We start from the raw sequence: 22,176 nt of genomic DNA, 5'->3' as shown, positions 1-22,176 counted from the left end.
TCTTATCGTCCCCCAAGGGCGGGCTGCGTGTTCCGTTTCTCCTGGCGGACGGTCCACCGCCAGGCGATGATCGGCGCGGCTGTGACAGCCAGGGCAAGTGATGCCCAAACGGTCATCGCGGGATGACTGTGGCCGAAGTAGAAGGAAGAGGCGAGCGACCCGCCGAAGACCACCAGGAAGAAAAGATGGATCCGGAAGGTGCCGAAGAGGGTGTCGGGGCTCGCGGAGTCGCCCTTCGGAGTCACCACGAAGCGGCTCTTGCGGCGCAGCACGGTATCGAGCAGCGAGCGGGCGTAAATGGGCGCGGCCAGCGCCGACATGACCATTCCGGCCACCCCGCCGGACCCCTCCGGCTCATGGGGGGAAACGTTGTGTCTCCGGTTCCAGACATAGAGGCCGATCTGGAGCGCGGAGGCATTGCCGTAGAGCATCATCCAGATGGCGGGGTCGATCTCGACGCCGGAGGCGCCGAAGCCCAGGAACAGCGCGCAGCTCAGCGCGGCCAGGATCCAGTTCAGCGCCGACATCGGATAGAAGATCATCATCAGGGAGTAGTTGAAGAGCCTGCCGGGCCGCAGCGAGAACGGCGCCTTCCAGAGCTGCTTGACGATCGTCTCGTAGGTACCGCGCGACCAGCGCAGCTGCTGGGTGAAGAAGTCCGTCCAGGCGTTCGGCCCCTCTCCGACCGCCAGTACATCCGGGGTGTAGACCGACCCCCATGAGCCGCCGGTCGCCGGATTGCGGTGGCGGTGCAGCTCGAATCCGGTGGCCATGTCCTCGGTGATCGAGTCGTACACCCCGCCGATCTGCTGGATCGCGCTGATCCGCACCGCGTTGTTGGTGCCCACGAACATCGGTGCCCGGTAGGCGTTCCCCGCCCGCTGGATCAGCGCGTGGAAGAGGAACTGCTGACTCTCGGCGGCCTTGGTGACGGCCGCGTCGTAGTTGCCGTAGACCTGCGGGCCGACGACGAAGGCGATGTCCGGATCGCGGAAGTAGCCGAGCATCCGCTCCAGATAGTTGGGCAGCGGCACATGGTCGGTGTCCACGGAGGCGAAGAAGTCGTACTCATCGCCGTGCGCGTCCAGCCAGGCGTTGTAGTTGCCGTGTTTGGTCCTGGCGCGGTGCGGGCCCTTGGGCTGGTTCCACTTCTCGACGCCCTTACGGGTGAAGTGATAGACGTTCAGCCGCCGGCAGACCTCCCTGACCTCCGGATCGTCCCCCTCGTCCAGCAGCCAGACATGCAGCACCCCGCGGTGCCGGACGCGGATCGCGGCCTCCAGGGTCTTCCGCACCATCGCCGGCGGCTCCTTGCCGGGGACATAGGTGGTGATGAAGGCGACCTTGGTGCCGGTCTCCGGCACGACGGGGACGGGGTCGCGGGCGACGAGCGTCGCATGCGCGTTGGACGTGACGTTCAGCGTCCGGAATAACTCGATCAGCCCTATCGAGACCAGCATCACGACGTCCATGACCGCCAGGACCGGGCCGGTGCCCTCCCGGCTGGTCCAGTGCGCGGGCTGCGTCAGCCAGACCAGCAGCCCCAGCGAGACCAGCGGCGCGGCGCCGAGCAGCAGCGCCGCGCGGATCCGGTGCGGCTCCTCGGCGAGCAGACTGCGGTAGCGCACCCGGTACGGTTTGCCGGGCTCGGGCTCGGGCTGGGTCAGCGGTCCGGCCAGCCTGCTGTAGTGCTCGTAGTCGTACTTCGGCAGTGGCCGCCGCCGGGGCCGGTGCCGGTCCGGCCCGGTCGGGTGCTGCCTCGGGATGCGCAGGCGCCTGGTCGTGGACGAGTCGTACTCGCCGTACGACGGATGGCGGGCGCCAGTCGGCGTCGACGTCATGAGTCATCCCCCCGCACGCAGGACTGAGTGCGTGCCGTCACGTTCTGTCGGCCCCCGGCCCCCCTTCGGCCGCAGGGGAACGATAGTGGAGGCAGCCGACCTTACGGACATGGAATGGCTGCCTTCCGGATTCGGTGCCGATTGATTCGGACAACAGATCCAAGGGTGAATGCGTGGCTCCGGCGCGCCATTCGGGCTCGGGGGCTGGCACCCTGCTTCAGGTGCGATCGCCGTGTCGACCTGTGGTGGCGGGCCAAGGGGAGGGCTGCCGTGGTAGCTGGGCACACTGTGGGCGATGCGTTCGCCGATCCCGCTTCCGCGTTGCGGTTCGCCGATGGTGACCGGTCGCTCAGGGTGCCGCGTCACGTGGCGTGTGTGATGGATGGCAACGGACGGTGGGCGGCCCAGCGGTCGCTGCCGCGTACGTCGGGTCATCGGGCGGCGGAGACGACCGTGATCGACGTCATCGAGGCGGCTCGGGCCGCGGGCGTGGAGTGGCTGAGCCTGTACGCCTTCTCCACCGAGAACTGGAGCCGGCCGAGTGCCGAGGTCGACTATTTGATGCGGCTGGTGCGCACGGTGGTGCGCAAGCACGCGCCGCTGCTGCACGCACGGGGGATCCGCTGCCGCTTCCTCGGGGTGAGCGACCCGAGGATCCCTCGGGCACTGGCACGCGACTTCGCCGACCTGATGACACTGACCGGCGACAACCGAGGGATGACCCTGACCGTCGCGTTCAATCACGGCGGCCGCGGGGACATCGTCGCGGCCGCGCGGTCACTGATCCGCGCGGGTGTGGCGGCCGAGGCGGTGGACGAGCGGAGTTTCGCCGCCCATCTGCCCTTCCCCGACACACCCGACGTGGACCTGGTCATCCGGACCTCGGGGGAACAGCGCATCTCCAACTTCATGCTCTGGCAGGTCGCCTATGCGGAATGGGTCTTCCCGACCGTGCTCTGGCCCGACTTCCGCGCGCCGCACTTCCTCGAATGCCTGCACACCTACCGGCAACGCGATCGCCGCTTCGGTGGCGTGCTGCCCGAGCAGAACGGAGATTCCCGATCGTGACCATCGCAGACGGCGGAACCCCCGACAGCGCCCAGGACGGTGGGTTGTTCGGCGCGGGCTCGCAGTTCCAGGAATTCGTCAACGATCCGCGATGGGCCCTGGCCATGGTCCGGGCGACTGTGCTGGAGGCCGCGCACCCGCAGGTCGGCGCCGCGCTGATCGACAACTCCACTTTCGTCGCCCACCCGTGGCGACGGCTGCGCAACACCATCCGCAGCTTGCAGCGCATGTTCGGTGACGACGAACAGCTACGGCTCCGCGAGGCGGCACGGCTCAACCGCCTCCACGCACGGCTCAGCGGAACCGACCCGCGGGGCCGGCCCTACAGCGCGATGGACCCCGCCGTACGGGCCTGGGTGGTGGCCACCATCTTCGAGTCCACCGTGACCATGTGCCGACTGAGCGGACAGCCTCTTGAGCAGCACGCCATGGAGCGGCTGTACACCGAGTTCCAGGCATACCTGGCCGCCATGGGAGACGAGGCCGGTCACCTGCCGCCCACCCTCTCCGAGTTCTGGCTCTACTACGACGACGTGGTGGCGCGGGAGCTGGAGAACACCGAGGCGATGCGGATCATCCTCTACAAGCTGTTCGACCATCTGCCCGCTCCGGCCCTGTTGGGCGGGTTGCCCACGCTGTGGGCCACCGGCCGGGCCGTCGTCGGCCCGCTCATCGGGGCGATCACCGTAGCCTCGCTCCCGGAGCCCTTCCGACGGCGTGCCGGGCTGCCCGAGATGCCCGGTGCGCAGACCCTGATGCAGGGGGCTTATCTGGCCGTCGGTCTGACCCGGTTCCTGCCGGACGGCTGGGTCCGAGCCGACGCCATCGCCGACCTGCTGGCTCTCTCGCCCCACAGTGACGACCCACGAGCTCGGGCGGTCACCGCCCTGCACGACAAAATGCGGCGAGCCGGTGCCCTGATCCGGCTCATCACGCCTCTCCCTCCGCAACCGGAACCCGGCTCCCGCACCGGCACCGAACGCGGTGCGGAGGAGTTCTTCCGCGAGGTGCTCGACCAGACCGGCGACGGGTACGTGGACTGGCCGGACCTCGCCGCCATGGCCCGCGAACTGTCCACCCGCCTCGATCTGGAGGAGCCCGAGGAAACGAGGCTCTACAACGCCTACGCCGACTGGTGGCGTGAGCTCCAGACGGCACTGGACACCGACGGTGACGGCCGCGTCAGCGCCCGCGAGTACGCCGCCGCCGTTCCCTCCCTGGCCGGCCCCGCACTGATCAAGGTCGCCGAGGTCCTCTTCGACGCCACGGACAAGGACGGCGACCAGCACATCGACGCCGACGAATACCGGACGCTGTTTCAGACCGCGTTCCACCGCGACACCGTCGGCACCGGCCGTACCTACACGCGCGGCGCCTTCATCGGGGACTTCCTGGCCTTCATGTCCGGCCGCCGACGATCGGCAGCCTACGACCCTCTGCTCGCCCAGGCGTGAGCCGCTCAGTCGCTATGCGCCGACCGCAGTCGGATGCGGATGTTCCCGAAGTGGTCGCGGATCGCCTCTTCGGCCCGTAGGGCGTCCCCCGAGCGCACCGACTCCAGGATCTCCCGGTGCTGTTTGCAGGTGACCTTCGGATCGGTGGGCACGTCCACGAGGTCGGTGCGCACCCGGTGGAAGGCGTCCCAGAACGCCTCCAGCACCTCGCTCAGCAGCGTGTTGTCCAGGCTTCCGTAGAGCGCGGCGTGAAAGGCCCGGTCGGTCTCGGCCCGCACCGAGCCCTCCGCCGCCTCCGCCTCCATCCGCCGCACGACCGCGTCCAGCTCGGCGAGATCCGCCTCCGGGATCCGCCCGGCCAGCCGCGCGATCAGCCCCGTCTCCACGGCCTCGCGCAGCTCGAGCAGTTGGAGGAGGCTGTCCTCGCCCCGGTAGTGCCCCGCGACGGTACGGAAGATCAGCCCCTCGATCATCGGCGCCATCGACATCGGCCCGACGTACGTCCCGAAGCCGTGCCGGATCTCCACGATCCCCATCGCCTGGAGCGCCTTGAGCGCCTCCCGCACGGAGTTACGGCTGACGCCGAGCAGCTCCATCAGCTCGGTCTCGGTGGGCAGCGGGGCGCCCGAGGGGAGCCGCTGGTCGATGATCAGCCGCTTGATGCGTTCCTGGATGTCGTTCGTCATCCCCCGCGAATGCGAATGCGAATTCGAGTGCGCCGTCACCGCCACCTCCGATCCGAACAGCTTAGCGGCGGCGGCGCGAGCAGGTCAGATGTGTGCGATGAAGGCGGCGCTGGAGGAGGACGCTCACGTCTTTCGGCGCAACTATCAGGCTGCTCGAACGTTGCCCTTCGGTGTAGCCGACCCACTGATGGTCCGAGGTCTCGGCCAGGTACATGTGGCCGTCGACACCGGAGTGCTCCTCTCGTCGCAGCGGCATGAGCTGGATCTCCACGTTAAGCCGATGGCCCACCTCCAGCAGATGGTCGATCACCGCCCGGGTCACCTCCGAACCTCCCATGTTCCGTTCGAGGACGGCCTGTTCGATGATGAAGCTGAACGCCGTGTTCGGCCTCTCGGTGAGAAGGCGCTGGCGGTTCAGGCGGGCTGTCACCTCGCGCGCGACCTGTTCCTCGGTGGCGGGCGGCAGCCTCCGCTCAAAGAGGGCGCAGAAGGCGCCCACGTCGGACGACGAGGAGCGAAGGGGGCCGGGCAAGACCGTATGGGCGCGGATCACCGAGGCGAGGTGACTTTGAGCATGGGGCCGGGGGTGGGGGGCCGGGGCCTCGCCGCCGGCCGCCGGGCCGGTGGGGGCCGGTGCCGTGGCGGCTTCCGTGTCCGAGGGCCGGGGCCGATCCGGGGTGCGGGCCGACGGGCCCGGGGCGGCCCCTCCGGGTATCCCTCCCAAAAACGCTTGATCTGAAGCAACTAATTTGTCAAACAGTTTCGAGACCACCCCCCGGCAGGCGGTCCGGCAACGGCCTTCGCTCCGGAAGACCGTGGCCGCCACCGGCGGCCACAACCGGCCGCCCGGCGCCCGGCGACGCGGCCGCGCCCCCCACCCCCTGCCCCGCTGCTCAAATGCGCCGAAGGCGCGAGACGGTGCCGCACCCGACCAAATCGAGCAACCCACACCCTCCCTCCCCGAGGGGCGGCTAGGCGTGATCGACCGGCGCACCAGCCGCGCTCGACCCGGTCCGCACCACGGTGCGCCGGGGGGCGGGCCCTGGCGTGTGATCCTCCGGTACGGAAGATTCAGCGGCGCCATCAATTCGGCACATTGCCGAATGAGTCGCACTGGAGGGGAACATGTCGCCTATTCGCATCTTTGTCGCATCGCTCGCCGTCGCCGGGGTGCTGGCCGGTATGGGGGCCGGTACCGCGACGGCCGCCGCCGTCAGCCGCTTCGACGACGGCAGCTTCGAGACGCCCACGGTGGCGGCCAACACGTTCGTGGACCTGGGGATGGGCGCGTCCATCGGGCCGTGGAAGGTCACGGCCGGAAGCGTGGACCACATTGGGGACGGCTACTGGCAGGCGGCCGAGGGGGGCCAGTCCGTGGACCTCAACGGTCAGGGCGCCGGGGCCGTGGCGCAGACCTTCAGCACGGTCCCGGGGAAGCGGTACTCGGTGACGTACTCCCTGGCCGGTAATCCGGGGGGAGGCCCGACCGTGAAGACCGGGAAGGTGATGGTGGACGGGCAGAACTTCCAGGATTTCAGCTTTGACGTCACGGGCAAGACCTTCGCGAACATGGGCTATGTGACCCGGGAGGTGACCTTCGTGGCGCGCGGGACCTCCACGACGCTGGCGTTCGCCAGCACGAAGGACAGTGCCTACGGGCCGGTCATCGACGACGTCAGGGTCAGCGCCTGCACGCCCTGCCCCTCCTGCTGAGCACCATGCCGACCCGGAGTCCCGGCGCGCAGGCGCGCCGGGACTCCCCGTCTCGGGAGCCCGCCGCTCAGACCGCCGCCCGCTGGTCACGGGCCACGGCGGATACCGCGCCCGTGGCGATGGCCAGGACGAAGGCGATGCCCATGGCCGGGTTGACGTATCCGGGGACCGCGGCGTCGTAACTTCCGCCCTCGTCGATCCGGCAGGTGAAGCGCAGCGGAAGGTAGCTCGCCGAGTAGCGGTCGACCTGGGCCGCCTTCGCCGCCCCGCCCGCCTTGGCGCACTCCTCGCGCATGTTGTCGCTCTCCATGAACATCACGTGGAGCGCGCCCCAGGCGTACAGGGCGATGGTCGCGCAGACGGACAGCAGGGCGGTTCCCCCGAGCCATTCGGCCCGCGTCTTCCGGCGGCCGGTGCGCCGGGCGATGCCGGAGCCGAGCATGCCGATCAGGGTGAAGATGACGATGACCCCGATCAGGCAGATGAACAGCAGCAGGATCGAGTCGTGCCCGCCGCCCGAATCGGCCGCCAGTAATGAAGGTGCTTCGCTCACCGCATCATCTTGTTGCACTTCCCGAAGCCGTAGTAGAGGGGCGGGGCGACTCGGTCGCCGCGTGCTTGCGCTTCTTGGCGTGGTGCCGTGCGAGGCAGTACCGGACGGGAACGGCCAGGATCCACCAGTACTCCGCCACGTCGGACGAGACGATCACCGCCACCGGCACCGAGCTTCCGAAGACGATCGCGACACCCACGGTCTGCTGGAGCGTCTGGGTGACCAGGCCGCGCGGAGTGTCGCTGTCGCGCAGGTCGGGGCGGTTGAGGAGGTGGGCCGCCATCGCCGTGATCAGCAGAGCGGCCAGGGTGATCGTGCCGGCGTACAGCGAGGTCGCGATCGCGCTGCTGTGGTACTCCGTGACGATCTTCGTCGGAAACGGCAGGGCGGCGACGAGGGCCATCAGCGCCAGATCCAGGTAGAGCAGCGGGCCGTTCACCACCTTGGCCATCCGGAACAGCCGGTGATGAGAGATCCACAGCGCCCCGACCACCACGAAGCTGAGCAGGTACCCGGCGATGGACGGGAGCGCCTCCTCCTTCAGGGCGTGCCCGAGCTCGGCCGCCGGGAGGCCCTCGGGGACCTTGATTTCCAGGGCGAGGAGCGTGATCGCGATGGCGAAGACCGCGTCGGCGAACGCTCGTATCCGCTCGACGTCGATTCCGTACAGAGGTCTCACCGTCAACAGCTCCTGACTCATTCCGGGTGTGGGTGCGGCCTGGTGGGACTCTGCACACTACAACTCTGACATGTCAAGTCGGCGCATGACTGTTGAGTCCTGCCTTGTTGGGCGGGTGTCCAGCCATGCAAGCGTTGCTTTTGACATGTCGAGGATGACATGTAGGTTGAGTCGCATGAGCTTCTTCGAGGTTTTGGCCGCCGTGGCGGTCGTCGTGGCCCTCATCGCGCGCCAATTGCGAGGAGAGGCGCTCACCGGCCGGCGGCTGATGCTGCTGCCCGTGGTCCTCACGGTGATCGGCATAGCCGATCTGAGTCGGCATGGCCGCCATCCGGCCTCCATCGACGTGGTGTGCCTGGTGGCCGGAGCGCTGCTGGCCGCCGGTATCGGCGCCGCTCAGGGCGCGACGATCCGGCTGGAGCGGCGCGCCGGGGTGCTGTGGGCGCGGATGCCGGCGGTCGGCCTGTGGCTGTGGGCCCTGCTGGTGGTCACCCGCGTGGGGATGATGGCCGTCGCACACGTAGTGGACGCGAAGGTGGCGGCGTCCTCGGCGACCATTCTGCTGATGCTGGGCGTCAACCGGCTCGGACAGGCGCTCGTCCTCGTTCCGCGCGTGCTGTCCTCCGGCATGGCGTTCGCCCCGGAGCGGGACGGCAGGACGTTTCCGGAACAGGTGTCGCAGCGGTTCACGCCCCCGCCACTGGACGAAGAGGCCCCCGGGCGGCCGTACGGCCCCGCCCCGGCGGCGCCGTACGCCGACGGACATCAGGGCGATCGGCTGGACCTCATCCGCAGCCGTAGGCAGCAGCGCCGGGCGCGCCGGTTCAGCGACTGGAGGTGACGGCCCACGGTGGCCGAAATCCCCCATCAACAAGGAGTGGAATGCAATTCATCAAGGGTTTCCTGCCATGGGTGGCTTTCGCGGGCCTGGCCGCTTTCGGATGGCAGTGGGCATCCCTGGGCGCTCTCGTCGTCAGCACCTTGGTCCTGGTCAAGGGGATGATGGACGGCTACAAGGCCGACGCCCTCGTTCTGGAGTACAGCAACACCCTGTTCTTCGCGCTGTGGACCGTGCTGGCCTTCGCCGACACGAACAGCCCCGCCGAGCATCTCGACGGGCCGGTGTCCATGGCCTGGCTGGCCGCCACCGCATGGGGGTCGATCGTCTTCGGCCACCCGTTCACCACCGGTCTCGCGAAGCGGGACGTAAGGCCCGATATGTGGAACCACCCCGGCTTCATCAGGACCAACCTGATCCTCACCAGGGTCTGGGCCACCGCCTTCTCGATCAGCACCCTCACCCTGGGCCTGGTCGTGGTCGCCGACCTGAACGTGGCGTTCAGGGTCTTCTTCCAGGTCACCGGGCTCGTCGTCCCCGCCATCGTCACGGTCCAGTACCCCAAGCGCGTCCAGGCACGGATGAACGACGCCATGGTTCAAGGAGTCCGATCATGATGACCACGACACCCGTCCCGCACCTCGCGCAGAACTTCGCCCCGGTGATGGACGAGATGACCGTCCGGGACCTGGAGGTCACCGGGGCGATTCCGCCGGAGCTCAGCGGCTGGTACGTGCGGAACGGGCCCAACCCCCAGGACGCCGACTCCGCCCACTGGTTCTTCGGCGACGGCATGGTGCACGGCGTCCGTCTCGACGGCGGCAGGGCGACCTCGTACCGCAACCGCTGGGTCAGGACCACGAAGTACACGGACGGCCGGACGACCTACGCCAACGGTCCCGAGGAGGACTTGGCCGCGGGCTCGGCCAACACCCACGTGGTGCGGCACGCGGGGCGCACCTTCGCCCTGGTGGAGGGGACCCTTCCGTACGAGCTCGACAGCCGCCCCGGTCGCGAGCTCGACACCATCGGGGCCCACGACTTCGGCGGGCGTCTCACCACCGGCATGACCGCGCACCCCAAGACGTGCCCGGTCACCGGCGAGCTCCACTTCTTCGGATACGGCGGCTTCAAGCCCCCCTTCCTCACGTACCACCGGGCGGACGCGTCGGGCGCCCTGACGGTCAGTCGGCCGATCAATGTGCCGGCGCACACGATGATGCACGACTTCCATCTGACCGCCTCCTACCTCGTCTTCATGGACCTGCCCGTCCTCTTCGACCAGGACACGGCCCTCCACGGCGACGGTCTTCCGTACAAGTGGCACCCGACGTACGGGGCGCGGCTCGGCGTGCTGCGCCGCAATGACCCGTTCGGTGTCGTCCGCTGGCTCCCCATCGAGCCGTGCTACGTGTTCCACGCGCTGAACGCGTACGACGGGGGGCCCGACAGCGGGCGGATCGTGATGCACGTGGCCCGCTACCCGGTCTACAACGAGACCAATGCCACCCTGTGGCGGTGGGAGATCGACCTCGACGCGGGCAAGGTCACCGAGGTCCAGATCGACGACACCCCGTGTGAGTTCCCCCGCGTGGACGACCGCCTCGCGGGCCAGGACTCCCGATTCGGGCACGTCACGGTGGCCGACAGCCCGCATGTCGGCACCGGCCTGCCGCGCTCCTATCTGGTCCGCTACGACCTGCACTCGGGCACCGCGACGCGCCACGAGTTCGCCGCGGGCCGGACTCCGGGCGAGGCCGCGTTCGCCGCGGCCGACGACACTCCGGGCGGCCCCGGCTGGCTGCTGAGCTACGTCTACGACGCGAGCACCGACAAGAGCGACCTGGTGATCCTGGACGCCCAGAACGTCGTGGCACCACCCGTGGCCACGATCCACCTTCCCCGCCGCGTCCCGTTCGGCTTTCACGGCAACTGGCTGCCGGACGAGTGACGGCGTCGCCGACCGGGACGCGGCGGCGGAGCACGGACGGGGGCGCCACGGGTTCCGTGGCGCCCCCGTCCGTTGGGCCGTGGCGGGCCCGGAGGAGGCGAGGCGAGGCGATGCCTATGCCGAATCGGACCCTTGGCGCCTGTTCACGTGCTCGATGGCCCACAGCGCCCAGTCGTGAGTCGCCTGGTACTGGCGCAGGCCGTACTCCGCGGCGAGCTGCCCGAGGGTGTCGCGGCCCTGTCGTGGTTCGGCGTCCTGTTCCTCGCGGAGCCTGCGGAGCTCGGAGATGCGCCCCTCGGCGTGTTCGACGAGGTCGCGCAGCGCGGTGACGGTCTCGTCCGGTTCCAGTGCCTCGAGCAGGAACAGCCGCAGGACCTGCTCATTGCGCACCACGCCCTGACCCCATGGCGCGAGCAGCCAGCTCCTCAGTTCCTCGCGGCCCTTGTCCGTCACCGCGTAGGTCCGGCTACGGCGAGCGCCCTCGTGCGTCACCTCGACGAGCCCTTGCTCCGTCATCCGGATCAGCTCGGGGTACACGCTCGTGTGGCCGGCCTGCCAGGCGTACCGCCCGAGGTCGCGCTCGAACTCCTTGCTCAGTTCGTAGCCGCTCGCGGGCTCGATGGCGAGGAGGCCCAGCAGTGCGTGCGACAGAGACATATGCGCATCTTACATGTCATCTTTGGCAGGTCTCGCGGCGTAAGCAGCACTGCTGGGGCCTTTTGACGCGTCAAGTGAAGAGTGAAGACTGTTCGCCACAACGAATGGGCGTCCTCGGAGGCCGAGGACGCCCTGGTCAGCGATATGGGTACTGGTGCGCCGCCAGGGACTCGAACCCCGGACCCGCTGATTAAGAGTCAGCTGCTCTAACCAACTGAGCTAGCGGCGCCTGCTGACGTGGAAATCCTACCCGACCCGGCAGGGTGGTCGGGGCGCCGTCAGGGCCCGTCCACCCCGCGTCCACCCGCCGCGCGCACCCCACGCCATTGGTATGGACATGACTATTGCCCCTGGATACTCTCAAACTTGGTCTAGACCGCCGTGCACGGCTCGTCGAAGCACTCCCCACGTCTTCAGGAGCGAAGCATGCGCAAGAAGATCAGCGCCGCCGTCATCGGCATCGGTCTCGCGGCGATTTCCGTCCTCGCGACCGGCGGCAGCGCCTCCAGCCACGGCTACACCGACTCGCCCATCAGCCGCCAGAAGCTGTGCGCCAACGGCACGGTGACGGGCTGCGGCGACATCCAGTACGAGCCCCAGAGCGTCGAGGGCCCGAAGGGCTTCCCCTCGGGCGGTCCCGCGGACGGCTCGATCTGCGCGGGCGGCAACAGCCGGTTCTCGCAGCTCGACGACCCGCGGGGCGGCGGCTGGCCCGCGACCAAGCTGACCGCCGGCCGGAGCTACACCTTCAACTGGCGGTTCACGGCCTCCCACGCGACCACGGACTTCAAGTACTACATCACCAGGAACGGCTGGAACCCCAGCCAGAAGCTGACCCGTGCGAGCCTGGAGTCCCAGCCCTTCCTGACCGTTCCGTACAACGGTCAGCGTCCGCCGTCCACGCTCTCCCACTCGGGCACCATCCCGAGCGGTAAGACCGGCAGACACGTGATCCTGGCCGTGTGGACCATCGCGGACACCTCGAACGCCTTCTATGCCTGCTCGGACGTCCAGTTCTGACGTCGCTGGTGTGGTGCCGTCCCGGGGCGGCACCACACCGTCGTCATACGATCAGGCGTCGAACGCGCCCGCCTTCGCGCTCCGGACGAAGGCGGCGAGCACCGCCGGCCCGGTGGTCAGGACGGTGCCGGGGTCGTCGCTCTCCCGCAGCCGGACGCGGCCGGCGGCGGAGGTGACCTCGACACACTGTCCCTCGCCCACGGAGTACGAGGACTTGCGCCAGTGAGGGTGGCGATGCGCGGTCATTGCAGAGGTGTTCATATGTGGGGCCCTCTTTCTCATACCAGACCAGCGATGAGGGCCTTCGTCGCATCCGTGGACAGCGCGCGGTCCACGATATGGCCGAAGGCGTCGGCGAAGACGTTGACGTCGTCGACTCCTTCGACGTATGTGGGGCCGCGCAGGTTCTCCTGGGTGACGACATCCGGCATGGGCCCCGGGAAGGCCACGAGTGTGAACGCTCCCGCATCCCCGGGGTTGGGGGCCGCGTCGATCGGCATCACCTGGAGGGTGACCGTGGGCCAGTCCGCCACATCCAGCAGCCGCTTGAGCTGAGCTGTCATGATGCCGCGCCGGCCGGTGAACCTGCGGCGCAGCGCCGCCTCGTGGATGACCGCCCACAGCCGCAGCGGTTGGCAGGAGCGGGTGAGGACGGCCTGGCGGGCCAGGCGCACCTCGGCGAGGGCGTCGACCTCGGAGGCGGTGCGGGCCACGGCGTTCGCCGCGATGGTCTCGCGGGCGTAGTCGGCCGTCTGGAGCAGGCCGGGGACGACGAGTGAGGCGTAGTCGCGGACGCTCTCCGCATCGCTCTCCAGCGAGATGTAGTCGGCGTAGGCCGGGCCCACGACGCCGCGATAGGTCTGCCACCAGCCGCGTTTGCCCGCGTCCTTGGCCAGTCCCTCCAGGGCTGTGCGGGTGCCCGGGTCGGTGACGGCGTAGGCCCTCAGCAGGGTTTCGACCTCGGTGGTGCGGATCGTCGCGTTGGCGTTCTCGATCCGGGAGAGCTTCGGCGCCGTCCAGCGGCGGGCGTCGGACGATCCGTTCGCGGCCGCATTGAGTGCGTCGGCCGCCGCGTCCAGTGTCATCCCCGCTTCGGTGCGCAGTTTCCGTAGCGTGGAGCCCAGGCGCCTGCGCCGAACGGTGGGCACTGGCTGGTAGGACATGTCGCCAGTCTGTCGTATTGCCAACTACGCCTACCAGCCAGGCATATGCCACTCTTGTGCGACTGGGTCGAAACATTGCGAGTGGGACGTTCCATAGGCCAGGATCGCTAGGGGACACGGCAGCGCGTCGTGCTTTGGAGGGGCCCCGGAGCATATGGCTGAGAACATCTCGCAGCGATACGAACTGCGCCTCCGTGCCCATCCGCGGATACTCGCCGACATACGCCGCGCCGTTGGGGCGCGACTGCGGCTGTGGGGGCGTGAGGAGCTGATCAGCGCGGCGGGGATGTGCGTCACCGAGCTGTTGTCCAACGTCCACAAGCACGCGGCCTCTCCCGAATGCGTCCTCACCCTGGAGAACCTCCCCCACGGGATCCACGCGGCGGTCAGCGACACCGAGTCCGGGCTGCCGGTGGTCAAGGAGCCGGACTTCCTCTCCGAGAGCGGCCGGGGGATGTTCCTGCTGAGCAAGACGGCCCATGACTGGGGCACGGATCTCACCCCGACCGGCAAGACGGTCTGGTTCACCCTCCGCGCGGAAGCGGTGGAACCGTGACCAGCGGCGCCGGTAGCGTAGGGCCCCGATCGAGGGCAGGGGGTGGGCCATGGACCCGGTGACGGGGGGTGCGCTGGTCGCCGCGGTCAACGCGGCGGTGTCGGGCGCCGGCGGCGAGGCCGGGCGGCGGGCCCTGGAGTCCTTCGGCACGCTGGTCCGCAGGGTGCTGCGGTGGGGCGAGGGCGAACCGGCCGGTGAGCCGGATCCGGATCCGGATCCGCTGGCGATTCCGTACGACGATGGCGCCCGGCTGCGCCAGTTGGCCGATCTGCTGGTCGAACGGGCCCGGCGGGACCCGGAGTTCGGCCGTGACCTGGCGGCCTGGATGCGTGAGCACGGCGAATCGGCCGGGGAGGCGGGGGCCGTGCACAACCGCATCGGGGGCAACGCCCGTATCACCGGCCCGGTCATCCAGGCGAAGGACATCAACGGGCCGATCAGCTTCGGCTGATACCGATCTTCGGTGCCGAGTTGGCAGTAACCGGACACCGGCCCCCACTCCGCGTCGCCGAACGGCGTCGAATCGCTGCGGTCCGTAGTCACCCCGGAGCCGGAAGGTGCACTCGCCGGTAACTTGTGGACATGCGCCCCCGGCGCATCGGCGGCGCGACAGCATGACGCACGCCGCCACGCGCCGTTTTGACAACTCTTTACCTCACGCCCTGCGTTGACGCGGTCGCTGTGCGCGAATTAGTGTCGTCATGGATTTCGCACAATGCTGCCCGCGCATTTCGGGGCAGGGAAATTGACGAGAATCAGGCCGGTATTCGCATAACCAGGTCACTGTCACCCGGCAGGGGAAGTCATGGTTGGTCTTGTGAGGGTGTCCGAGCCTTCTCCCATGAGCACGGAGAGCACGGAGACTCCCTCGTCAGGCGCCATCGACTATGTCGAGCACGCGCTGCTGGCCGCCCGTGATCTGATCGAGTCCACGGTCACCCGGCACCGAAGGGAGCTGGCCCAGGACTCCTGGGCGGGGACGGCTCTGGGGAAGGTGCCGCTCGCCGAGGTCGTCGACACGCTGGTCGACTGCGCCGAGCGGACCGTCAGCGTGGTGCTGTCGGGGAACGAGGAGCAGACGCGGGCCGTCTGCGCCGCGCTCGCCCGGCCGGCCAGGGGAGCCCGGCGCGCCGTCGTCGTACGGCTGTTGTGCGAGGAGCCGGTGCTGGCCTCGGGGGCGGTACGGGCGCTGGCGCGCACCGATCCGCGGTGCGAGATCCGGATCTGCGACGGCGGGCTGCCGGCGTTACCCGAGGCGCTGCTCATCGACGCCGAGGTGGTCTACCTCAGGAGGGGGCCGTCGGAGCCGGGGCGCGGCCCGGGGCAGGCGTCGCTCGTCGAGGACCCCGCCACGGTGCGGGCCCTGGAGATGATGTTCGCCGGGACCTGGGGGAACGCCGTGGCGCTCGCGGACTATCCGCGGCTGGGCGGGCGGTTGTGCCCGGACTCCGTACGGCGGATCCTGGAGTGTCTGCGCACCGGCCACACCGATGAGGTGGCGGCGCGCCAGATGCAGGTCTCCCTGCGCACCTACCGCCGGTATGTGGCGGAGATCATGCGCGAGCTGGGGGCCAACTCCCGCTTCGAGGCGGGGGTGCGGGCGGTGGAAATGGGGCTGCTGCCCAGCCGTCACTGAACGGCGCTCGAGACCTTGACCACGTCACGAGGCGGAAAGTGCGGGAATATCGACATGATGGAGCGCGGACGCGATCCTGGACCGGAGGCCGCGCTCGCGGGGGACACTCTGGAGGGGACGCTACGGGAGGTACGGGACCTCATCGAGTCCACGGTGATCCAGCACCGCGCCCGGCGGACCCGGGACGCGCGGTTCACCGAGGTGGGGGTGGAGGACGCCGCGTTCCTCGCCGCCGCCGAGGAGGTGATCGGCCAGGCGGGGCGGAGCGTGGACGCCGTCTTCCCCGAGTGCTCGTCCCGGATGGCGCCGGTGCAGGCCGCGCTCGGCGCGCTGCTCACGGACCTCGGCGAGCCGGTCGGGGTGCGGGTGCTGCGCGGCAGATCCGCCCCTGGCCCCGGATCGACCGGGCCTGCCTCCGGGTCCACGGGGTCCGCCGGACCCGCCTCTGGGCCCGGGGCCGCTGCCGGAACTGCGCCGTCGGGGCCCGTACCGCGGCCGATCCCCGGGCCCGCGCCGCCCGCCGAGGCCTCCGGCGCCGCCCCGGCCGCGCGCCCCGCGCAGGTGCGGATCGCGTCGGTGCCGCTGCCCACGGCGGTGATCGCCGACGGCCGGACCGCCCTGGTGTGCACCGAGGCCGAGGAGGGGCGGCAGACCTCTGTCATCGAGGACCCGGTGGTGGTGGCCACCCTGTACGGCATGTTCCGCTCCATCTGGGGCGGCGCCGTGCCCGCCGCCCGCCCGCTCGACTTCGGCAACCGGGCCCGCACCGAAATGGTCCGCCGGGTGCTGGCCCGGCTGCGCGACGGGGTCACCGACGAGGCCGCCGCCCGCGACCTGGCGATCTCGGTGCGTACGTACCGCCGCTATGTCACCGGGATCCTGGAGCTGCTGGAGGCGAACTCCCGTTTCCAGGCCGGGGTGCGCGCCACTGAGCTCGGCATCCTTGGAAATACGTCCACATGATAATTTCGTTTTCCCCATCGACATTGTGATCCGGAGCGTGCTGGCGATAGGTTGCCTGCGGGCGTGCCGAGATCTGGCAACAGCCGGTAATGCAAGGGGATTTGGGGATGACCGAAGGGCACGGAAGGGGCGCGACCGCCACGGCGGGCGCGGACGGCGAGTCGACTGCGGACGAGCCGTATTCACCCCGACCGGGACATGCGCGAAAGACCGGCGACGGCGGCGGAAATGGTGAGAAGTCGCGGTCCGGGGCCGGCCGGAAAATGACCGGAGCGGGATCCGGAGCGGCATCCGGGACGGCTCTCGCCGACCGGCGCGGAACGCTGCTCCGGAGTGTGCTGCCGCCGCTGGTATTCGGGGTGTTGCTGCTTGCCGTCTGGGACATCGTGACCCGGACCGGAGCCGTTGCGGAATTCTATCTTCCGGCTCCGCTGGACCTCGCGCGGCAATTCCTCGATGACGTCTTCCACGGTGATCTCGTCGACTACACCAAGGAGACGGTGTGGGAGGCGCTGGCGGGCAGCGGAATCGGCATCGGAGTGGCGCTGCCGCTCGGCTATCTGATCGCCCGCAGCGAGATCGCCGCGGCGGCCCTCCAGCCCTATGTGGCCGCCTCGCAGGCCATGCCCGCGGTGGCGCTGGCCCCCCTGCTGGCCCTGTGGATCGGGTACGGACTGCTGCCCATCGCGGTCCTCTGCGCGCTGCTGGTCTTCTTCCCCATCCTCGTCAACACCGTGCTGGGGCTGCGGTCGCTGGACCCCGATGTGATGGGGGCCGCGCGGGTGGACGGGGTGGGGTGGTGGGGGATGCTCTGGTACATCGAGCTGCCGCTCGCCCTGCCCAGCGTCCTCGCGGGGGTGCGCAACGGCCTCACGCTCTCCATCACCGGCGCGGTCGTCGGCGAATTCGTGATGGGCGGCGACGGACTGGGGCAGCTGCTGTCGGTGCAGCGCCAGGAGGCCGACACCATCGGACTGTTCTCGACGCTCGTCATGCTCGGCCTTCTCGCCGCCGTCTCGTACGGAGTGGTCCGCCTGGTCGAGCGGCTCGTTCAGCGCGACTGACAACTTTCACCCAAGAGGAGAAGTACGTGCGTTTCGTGCAGACGTCCATGAGGCGTGCTCACAGACATCGGGTCACGGGCACGGCCGTCCTCGCCTCGGTGGTGGCGCTGGCCACTTTGACCTCATGCGCCGAGGAGCCGAAGAACGCGAGGGCCAAGGGCGGCGCAAGCATCACCGTGGGACTGACCTACACGCCCAACATCCAGTTCTCGCCGTTCTATGTGGCCGCCGAAAAGGGCTACTACAAGGACGCCGGACTCAATGTGACACTGCGCCACCACGGCGCGGCCGAAGATCTCTTCGGGGCCCTCACATCGGGCAAGGAAGATGTGATCTACGCGGGCGGCGACGAGATGCTCCAGGCGCGCGCCAAGAATGTGCCCGTCGTGGACATCGCCACCTTTTACCAGAAATACCCGGTGGGGCTGATCGTGCCCAAGGAATCCGACATCCGGACCCCCGCCGACCTCAAGGGCCGGAAGATCGGCACCCCCGGCGCCTTCGGCGAGACCTATTTCGGTTTGCTGGCGCTCCTGAAGGAGGGCGGCCTTTCCGCCAAGGACGCCAAGGTACAGAACATCGGCTTCACCCAGCAGGCGGCCCTCACCGGAAACAAGGTCGAGGGAGTGATGGGCTATCTGAACAATGACGCCGTCTCGTTCAAGGAGGCGGGCAAGGCCGTCCGGTCGATAACCCTCAACTCGGGGTCGGCGGGGGATCAGCTGGTCGGCGTGGGCCTCGGCGCCAAGAAGAAGACGCTCGACAAGCGCGGCGACGACATCAAGAAGTTCGTCGACGCGTCCTTGCGCGGATTGCGCTATGCGATCGACCACCAGGACGAGGCCATCAAGCTCAGCGAGAAGTACGTACCGGGGCTGCGCGGCGAGAAGCAGCGGAACAACGCCCGCGCGGTGCTCAAGGCCACCGCGCCGCTGATGAAGAACGATCAGGGCGAGCTGGGCGCGATCGACCCGCAGACCTGGACCCGGATGGCCGACTTCATGTACGACCAGGGGCTCCTGGAGAAGAGCGTCACGCCTGAGGACGCCTACGACACGTCGTATCTGCCCAAGTCGTGATGGTGCTGGACGGCGGTCAGGAGCCCGCCGTCCGGCTGTGCAGCGCGGCGGCCACCGTGAACGCGGCCGCCGCGCCGAGGGCGAGGGCCAGCCAGCCGCCCGTGGCCGAGGCGTTGGCCACGACGAACAGCCCGATCGGTGGGCCGGAGGCGGTGCCCAGGTTCCAGGCCAGCGACGCCAGGGCGCCCGCCCGGCCCACCGCCTCCTCACCCGACCAGCGCAACAGCAGTGGGTAGAAGGCGGAGGAGTACATCAGCTCGCCCGCCGCGAAGATCACCGCGAAGGCGAGCAGGAGTCCGTACCGCACGGCGGCCGGAGCCGTCTCCCAGGCCAGCGCCGCGCCCAGACCGCAGCCGAACGCCCCGGTCCACAGCACCGGACCGGCGGCCAGGCTCACGGTCTCCGGCAGCCGTTCCAGCCGTCGGCGCAGCAGCGGCTGCAGGGCGATCAGGGCGAAGGAGTTGGCCGCCACCACCGTGCTGACCCAGCCCAGCGTGACCGCCATACGGTCGTGCATCAGCAGCGGTACGGTCGCCTCGATCTGGGTGAAGCCGACGATCGCGAAGAGCGCCTGGGCCAGGATCAGCAGCGCCATCGGGCGGGCCCGCAGCAGGGTGCGATAGGTCGGCCCGCCCCCGGGCTTCTCCGCGGAAGCGTCCCGTTCCTCCGGCTCGGGCCGGGTGCGGGGCCGTACGCCCAGGATCACCGCGATCAGCGGCAGCGCCGCCAGCCCGTTGGCCAGGTACAGCCAGCGCAGCGCCCCCACCGGGGTGGCCGCGCCGTGCAGCGCGAGCCCGGCCGCGACCGAACCCAGCCCGATCCCCGCGTTGTTGACGATGTGCCGGATGGTGAAGGCCGAGCGGCGGCCGCTCTCGGGGACGGCGGTGTCCACGATGCCCACGATCGAGGCGTAGAAGAGCCCGAAGCCCGCCCCGACGCACACCCCCGAGGCGAGCACCAGCGCCACCGAACCGGCCGGTGCCAGCAGGGCGTACCCGACGGCGAGCGCCGCGCCGCCCAGCGCGCCCACCCGGTGCGGGCTGCCCCGGTCGGCCAGCGGCCCACCGGCCAGGGCGGCGGCGAAGCTGGCCGCGGCCATCGCGATGAAGTAGCCGCCCGCCGCGCGGCCGCCGAGCCCCAGCAACTGGCTGATGTAGATCGAGGTGAACGGGAAGCACAGCCCGTTGCCCAGGCTGGAGAGCAGCAGCGCGCCCATGAGCAGGCCGAAGCGGCGCCCCAGGGGCGTACGGGGCGCCGTGGCGCGTATGGCCGTCACGAGGTGAGCGCGGCGCGCACCTTGAGCAGCTCCTCGACCCTGCGCAGGTCGTACGGGGCCGGGAGGGAGAGCACCACATGGACCGCCCCGGCCTCGGCGAACCCCTCGACCAGCGGCAGCTGGTCCGGGTTGACCATCACCGTACGGGCCACCTCGCCCGGGTCCCGGCCGACCCGTTCGCACCACTCGTCCAGCACGCCGCTCAGCTCGCGGAACTCGGCGACCGGGTCCTCGGAGGCCCAGCCGTACCAGTTCCACCAGTCGGCCTCGCGGGCCACCAGCTCCAGGGTGCGCCGCCGTCCGGCGCCGCCGATCAGCAGCGGAAGCGGGCCCGCCGGGCCGGGGTTGAGCTTGGCCAGCCGATCCTTGACGGCGGTGACGGACGCGGCGAACGCGTCCATGCGCCCGGCCGGTCCGGGGAAGGGCAGCCCGTACTCGGCGTGCTCGGCCTCGAACCAGCCCGCGCCCAGGCCCAGCACCAGCCGCCCGCCGCTGAGCTGGTCGACGGTGCGGGCCATGTCCGCCAGCAGATCCGGATTGCGGAACGCGGTGCAGCTCACCAGCGGCCCGATGGTGGCCCGCCGGGTCTCGACCGCCATCGCGGACAGCAGCGACCAGCACTCGTAGTGGCGCCCGGCGGGGTCGCCGGTGTGCGGCAGGAAGTGGTCCCAGGTCCACAGCGAGTCGACCCCGATGGCGTCGGCCTCCCGCCACGCGGTGCGCAGCTCGGCGATTCCGGTGTGCTGGGGGTGGAGTTGGACGCCTACGCGCAGGGACACGGAGGGGAATCCTTTCTCTTGGCGATCCTCATGGCGATTCTCTTGGCGATGCACTTGCGATTCGGGCGAAAGCGCTGTGCGGCAGCGCTACGGAGGGGCGCCGCGGACGGCTACGGCGTGACGACGACGCGGTAGACGGGCGTCTCCGCGGCCTGCTTGAGCGCCTTCTCGACCTCGTCCAGCGAGTAGCGCGCCGTGACCAGCGTCTCCAGCCGCCCGGACAGCTGCCCGCCGCGCAGCAGTTCGGCGGCGGCGCGCCAGTCGTCCGGCTCATGGCTGAAGGAGCCGGTGACGGTCAGCTGGCGGCGGTGCACCTCATAGCCGGGGAGCTCGGCGGGCGGGCCGCCGGGGCCGCCGCCGTAGAGGACGACGGTGCCGCCGTCGGCGACCGCGGCGAGCGCCGACGCGATGGCCTCCCTGGACGCGATGGTCACGAAGACCACGTCGGCGGGCGGCAGTTGGCCGACCTCTTCGGGGGTGACGGCCGCGTCGGCGCCCGCCGCCGCGATGGCGGCCAGCCGCTGCTCGTCCCGTTCGACCACCGCGACGCCGCGGGCCTGGAGACGCGCGGCGACGGCGAGGTGGAGATGGCCCATGTAGCCGGCGCCGATGACGGTGACCCGGTCCCCGGCGCGGAAGCCGCCGCGGCGCAGCGAGTGGACCACACAGGCCAGCGGCTCGCCCATGGCGGCCACGGCGGGGTCGGCGTCGCCGACCGACCACACCCGGGAGGCGGGCAGGGCGATGTACTCGGCGAGCCCCGCGCCCATGGTGATCGCGCCGTCCTCCCGCTTGTGCCCCTGGAGCGCGACGCAGATGGCGGTCTGGCCCCGCCGGCAGCTGCGGCAGGCGCCGCAGCGCGGCAGTCCGTCGAGCGCGACGAGGGAGCCGACGGCGGGCATGTCCTCCAGCGCGGCGGCCTTGGCGCCGATCCGCTCGACCCAGCCGGATATCTCATGTCCGGCGGCGGCGGGGTAGACCGTCATCCGCCCCGCGTAGAGATTGGCCTCCATGGTGCAGATGCCGCAGGCCGCGATGCGTACCAGCACCTCGGAGTCACCGATGTCGGGGACAGGTATCTCTCTGGTCTCCACCTGGCCTGCCGCCGTGATGACAGCTGTACGCATATGAACTGCCTTCCCCGTTACGGATGTTGTGCCCGGGAGGCTATGCCGGGGCGACGGGGGTGGCAAGGAAGAA

24 protein-coding genes and 1 tRNA gene are annotated in these 22,176 nt (G+C 69.8%); 13 read left to right on the top strand and 12 right to left on the bottom strand.

What is annotated here, in order from left to right:
• Positions 1–2: 2 nt before the first annotated feature.
• Positions 3–1,841 (bottom strand): glycosyltransferase family 2 protein, encoded by a 1,839-nt coding sequence (locus tag J2Z30_RS13225; RefSeq protein ID WP_044574639.1) that lies wholly within the window; start codon positions 1,839–1,841, stop codon positions 3–5.
• 366 nt (positions 1,842–2,207) lie between these two features.
• Between J2Z30_RS13225 and uppS the strand changes: the two genes are divergently transcribed.
• Together uppS and J2Z30_RS13215 are read left to right on the top strand one after the other, a co-directional pair.
• Positions 2,208–2,909, top strand: coding sequence for a polyprenyl diphosphate synthase (gene uppS / locus J2Z30_RS13220; protein ID WP_044581878.1), 702 nt, complete (start codon positions 2,208–2,210; stop codon positions 2,907–2,909).
• Positions 2,906–4,363, top strand: coding sequence for an oxygenase MpaB family protein (locus J2Z30_RS13215; protein WP_044574641.1), 1,458 nt, complete (start codon positions 2,906–2,908; stop codon positions 4,361–4,363). The genes uppS and J2Z30_RS13215 overlap by 4 nt, the downstream gene beginning before the upstream one ends.
• Positions 4,364–4,368: 5 nt before the next feature.
• On the opposite strand, the gene J2Z30_RS13210 is transcribed toward J2Z30_RS13215, so the two are convergent.
• Both J2Z30_RS13210 and J2Z30_RS13205 read right to left on the bottom strand, forming a co-directional pair.
• Positions 4,369–5,049, bottom strand: coding sequence for a FadR/GntR family transcriptional regulator (locus tag J2Z30_RS13210; protein ID WP_044574643.1), 681 nt, complete (start codon positions 5,047–5,049; stop codon positions 4,369–4,371).
• Positions 5,050–5,110: 61 nt separating this feature from the next.
• Positions 5,111–5,602, bottom strand: coding sequence for a Scr1 family TA system antitoxin-like transcriptional regulator (locus J2Z30_RS13205; RefSeq protein WP_308279919.1), 492 nt, complete (start codon positions 5,600–5,602; stop codon positions 5,111–5,113).
• Positions 5,603–6,174: 572 nt separating this feature from the next.
• Here J2Z30_RS13205 and J2Z30_RS13200 point away from each other — a divergent pair.
• Entirely contained in the window at positions 6,175–6,762 is a 588-nt protein-coding gene (locus J2Z30_RS13200) for a choice-of-anchor C family protein (RefSeq protein WP_044574644.1), read from the top strand.
• Positions 6,763–6,829: 67 nt separating this feature from the next.
• Here the strand turns inward: J2Z30_RS13200 and J2Z30_RS13195 are convergent, their stop codons facing one another.
• On the bottom strand, positions 6,830–7,315 hold the full coding sequence (locus J2Z30_RS13195; protein WP_052701549.1) for a hypothetical protein: 486 nt from the start codon (positions 7,313–7,315) through the stop codon (positions 6,830–6,832).
• 4 nt (positions 7,316–7,319) lie between these two features.
• A complete protein-coding gene (locus J2Z30_RS13190) occupies positions 7,320–7,994 on the bottom strand; it encodes a TMEM175 family protein (RefSeq protein ID WP_044574646.1) in 675 nt (224 codons plus the stop codon).
• Between the two features lie 175 nt (positions 7,995–8,169).
• Between J2Z30_RS13190 and J2Z30_RS13185 the strand changes: the two genes are divergently transcribed.
• The 3 genes from J2Z30_RS13185 to J2Z30_RS13175 are packed head-to-tail and all read left to right on the top strand — an operon-like array spanning position 8,170 to position 10,783.
• A complete protein-coding gene (locus J2Z30_RS13185) occupies positions 8,170–8,835 on the top strand; it encodes a hypothetical protein (protein ID WP_044574648.1) in 666 nt (221 codons plus the stop codon).
• A 41-nt stretch (positions 8,836–8,876) separates the two neighbouring features.
• On the top strand, positions 8,877–9,449 hold the full coding sequence (locus J2Z30_RS13180) for a hypothetical protein (RefSeq protein ID WP_052701551.1): 573 nt from the start codon (positions 8,877–8,879) through the stop codon (positions 9,447–9,449).
• Entirely contained in the window at positions 9,449–10,783 is a 1,335-nt protein-coding gene (locus J2Z30_RS13175; protein WP_078956860.1) for a carotenoid oxygenase family protein, read from the top strand. The genes J2Z30_RS13180 and J2Z30_RS13175 overlap by 1 nt, the downstream gene beginning before the upstream one ends.
• A gap of 114 nt (positions 10,784–10,897) precedes the next feature.
• On the opposite strand, the gene J2Z30_RS13170 is transcribed toward J2Z30_RS13175, so the two are convergent.
• Both J2Z30_RS13170 and J2Z30_RS13165 read right to left on the bottom strand, forming a co-directional pair.
• Complete coding sequence (locus J2Z30_RS13170; RefSeq protein WP_044574656.1) at positions 10,898–11,440, bottom strand: PadR family transcriptional regulator; 543 nt, start codon at positions 11,438–11,440, stop codon at positions 10,898–10,900.
• A gap of 152 nt (positions 11,441–11,592) precedes the next feature.
• Positions 11,593–11,669, bottom strand: a tRNA-Lys gene (locus J2Z30_RS13165).
• A gap of 197 nt (positions 11,670–11,866) precedes the next feature.
• On the opposite strand from J2Z30_RS13165, the gene J2Z30_RS13160 reads away from it, so the two are divergent.
• Entirely contained in the window at positions 11,867–12,460 is a 594-nt protein-coding gene (locus J2Z30_RS13160) for a lytic polysaccharide monooxygenase auxiliary activity family 9 protein (RefSeq protein ID WP_044574659.1), read from the top strand.
• Positions 12,461–12,511: 51 nt separating this feature from the next.
• Here the strand turns inward: J2Z30_RS13160 and J2Z30_RS13155 are convergent, their stop codons facing one another.
• Both J2Z30_RS13155 and J2Z30_RS13150 read right to left on the bottom strand, forming a co-directional pair.
• Positions 12,512–12,721, bottom strand: a complete 210-nt coding sequence (locus J2Z30_RS13155; protein ID WP_044574661.1) for a DUF397 domain-containing protein — start codon at positions 12,719–12,721, stop codon at positions 12,512–12,514.
• Between the two features lie 17 nt (positions 12,722–12,738).
• Positions 12,739–13,623 carry a DUF5753 domain-containing protein gene (locus tag J2Z30_RS13150; protein WP_044574663.1) on the bottom strand — a complete coding sequence of 295 codons (885 nt, stop codon included), beginning with the start codon at positions 13,621–13,623 and terminating at the stop codon, positions 12,739–12,741.
• Between the two features lie 154 nt (positions 13,624–13,777).
• Between J2Z30_RS13150 and J2Z30_RS13145 the strand changes: the two genes are divergently transcribed.
• The 6 genes from J2Z30_RS13145 (at position 13,778) to J2Z30_RS13120 (ending at position 18,921) form a co-directional block, all read left to right on the top strand.
• Positions 13,778–14,179 carry an ATP-binding protein gene (locus J2Z30_RS13145; protein WP_044574664.1) on the top strand — a complete coding sequence of 134 codons (402 nt, stop codon included), beginning with the start codon at positions 13,778–13,780 and terminating at the stop codon, positions 14,177–14,179.
• A 49-nt stretch (positions 14,180–14,228) separates the two neighbouring features.
• Positions 14,229–14,630 (top strand): hypothetical protein, encoded by a 402-nt coding sequence (locus tag J2Z30_RS13140; RefSeq protein ID WP_044574667.1) that lies wholly within the window; start codon positions 14,229–14,231, stop codon positions 14,628–14,630.
• 390 nt (positions 14,631–15,020) lie between these two features.
• Entirely contained in the window at positions 15,021–15,815 is a 795-nt protein-coding gene (locus J2Z30_RS13135; RefSeq protein ID WP_044574671.1) for a response regulator transcription factor, read from the top strand.
• 54 nt (positions 15,816–15,869) lie between these two features.
• Positions 15,870–16,778: a LuxR family transcriptional regulator gene (locus J2Z30_RS13130; protein WP_044574673.1), complete on the top strand. Its 909-nt coding sequence runs from the start codon at positions 15,870–15,872 to the stop codon at positions 16,776–16,778.
• A 500-nt stretch (positions 16,779–17,278) separates the two neighbouring features.
• Positions 17,279–17,842 carry an ABC transporter permease gene (locus tag J2Z30_RS49510; protein WP_240813168.1) on the top strand — a complete coding sequence of 188 codons (564 nt, stop codon included), beginning with the start codon at positions 17,279–17,281 and terminating at the stop codon, positions 17,840–17,842.
• A gap of 26 nt (positions 17,843–17,868) precedes the next feature.
• A complete protein-coding gene (locus tag J2Z30_RS13120) occupies positions 17,869–18,921 on the top strand; it encodes an ABC transporter substrate-binding protein (protein ID WP_078956861.1) in 1,053 nt (350 codons plus the stop codon).
• Positions 18,922–18,937: 16 nt separating this feature from the next.
• Here J2Z30_RS13120 and J2Z30_RS13115 read toward each other — a convergent pair whose 3' ends face one another.
• The 3 genes from J2Z30_RS13115 to J2Z30_RS13105 form a co-directional block, all read right to left on the bottom strand.
• Positions 18,938–20,197, bottom strand: a complete 1,260-nt coding sequence (locus J2Z30_RS13115) for an MFS transporter (protein ID WP_308279918.1) — start codon at positions 20,195–20,197, stop codon at positions 18,938–18,940.
• A complete protein-coding gene (locus tag J2Z30_RS13110; protein ID WP_044574678.1) occupies positions 20,194–20,976 on the bottom strand; it encodes an LLM class F420-dependent oxidoreductase in 783 nt (260 codons plus the stop codon). Before J2Z30_RS13110 ends, J2Z30_RS13115 begins: the two co-directional genes overlap by 4 nt.
• Positions 20,977–21,086: 110 nt before the next feature.
• Positions 21,087–22,103, bottom strand: a complete 1,017-nt coding sequence (locus J2Z30_RS13105) for a zinc-dependent alcohol dehydrogenase (protein ID WP_044574681.1) — start codon at positions 22,101–22,103, stop codon at positions 21,087–21,089.
• Positions 22,104–22,176 lie beyond the last annotated feature (73 nt).

The organism is Streptomyces iranensis, assembly GCF_017874715.1.
GTDB classification, from domain to species: Bacteria; Actinomycetota; Actinomycetes; order Streptomycetales; family Streptomycetaceae; genus Streptomyces; species Streptomyces iranensis.
The sequence above is the reverse complement of the archived record's forward strand: the minus strand, read 5'-3'. Positions and strand labels throughout refer to the sequence as shown.

Coding starts and splice junctions, on each gene's coding strand:
- J2Z30_RS13225 (WP_044574639.1), bottom strand. CDS start 1,841: ATGACGTCGACGCCGACTGGCGCCCGCCATCCGTCGTACGGCGAGTAC.
- J2Z30_RS13210 (WP_044574643.1), bottom strand. CDS start 5,049: ATGACGAACGACATCCAGGAACGCATCAAGCGGCTGATCATCGACCAG.
- J2Z30_RS13200 (WP_044574644.1), top strand. CDS start 6,175: ATGTCGCCTATTCGCATCTTTGTCGCATCGCTCGCCGTCGCCGGGGTG.
- J2Z30_RS13185 (WP_044574648.1), top strand. CDS start 8,170: ATGAGCTTCTTCGAGGTTTTGGCCGCCGTGGCGGTCGTCGTGGCCCTC.
- J2Z30_RS13180 (WP_052701551.1), top strand. CDS start 8,877: ATGCAATTCATCAAGGGTTTCCTGCCATGGGTGGCTTTCGCGGGCCTG.
- J2Z30_RS13175 (WP_078956860.1), top strand. CDS start 9,449: ATGACCACGACACCCGTCCCGCACCTCGCGCAGAACTTCGCCCCGGTG.
- J2Z30_RS13170 (WP_044574656.1), bottom strand. CDS start 11,440: ATGTCTCTGTCGCACGCACTGCTGGGCCTCCTCGCCATCGAGCCCGCG.
- J2Z30_RS13160 (WP_044574659.1), top strand. CDS start 11,867: ATGCGCAAGAAGATCAGCGCCGCCGTCATCGGCATCGGTCTCGCGGCG.
- J2Z30_RS13155 (WP_044574661.1), bottom strand. CDS start 12,721: ATGAACACCTCTGCAATGACCGCGCATCGCCACCCTCACTGGCGCAAG.
- J2Z30_RS13150 (WP_044574663.1), bottom strand. CDS start 13,623: ATGTCCTACCAGCCAGTGCCCACCGTTCGGCGCAGGCGCCTGGGCTCC.
- J2Z30_RS13145 (WP_044574664.1), top strand. CDS start 13,778: ATGGCTGAGAACATCTCGCAGCGATACGAACTGCGCCTCCGTGCCCAT.
- J2Z30_RS13140 (WP_044574667.1), top strand. CDS start 14,229: ATGGACCCGGTGACGGGGGGTGCGCTGGTCGCCGCGGTCAACGCGGCG.
- J2Z30_RS13135 (WP_044574671.1), top strand. CDS start 15,021: ATGAGCACGGAGAGCACGGAGACTCCCTCGTCAGGCGCCATCGACTAT.
- J2Z30_RS13130 (WP_044574673.1), top strand. CDS start 15,870: ATGATGGAGCGCGGACGCGATCCTGGACCGGAGGCCGCGCTCGCGGGG.
- J2Z30_RS13105 (WP_044574681.1), bottom strand. CDS start 22,103: ATGCGTACAGCTGTCATCACGGCGGCAGGCCAGGTGGAGACCAGAGAG.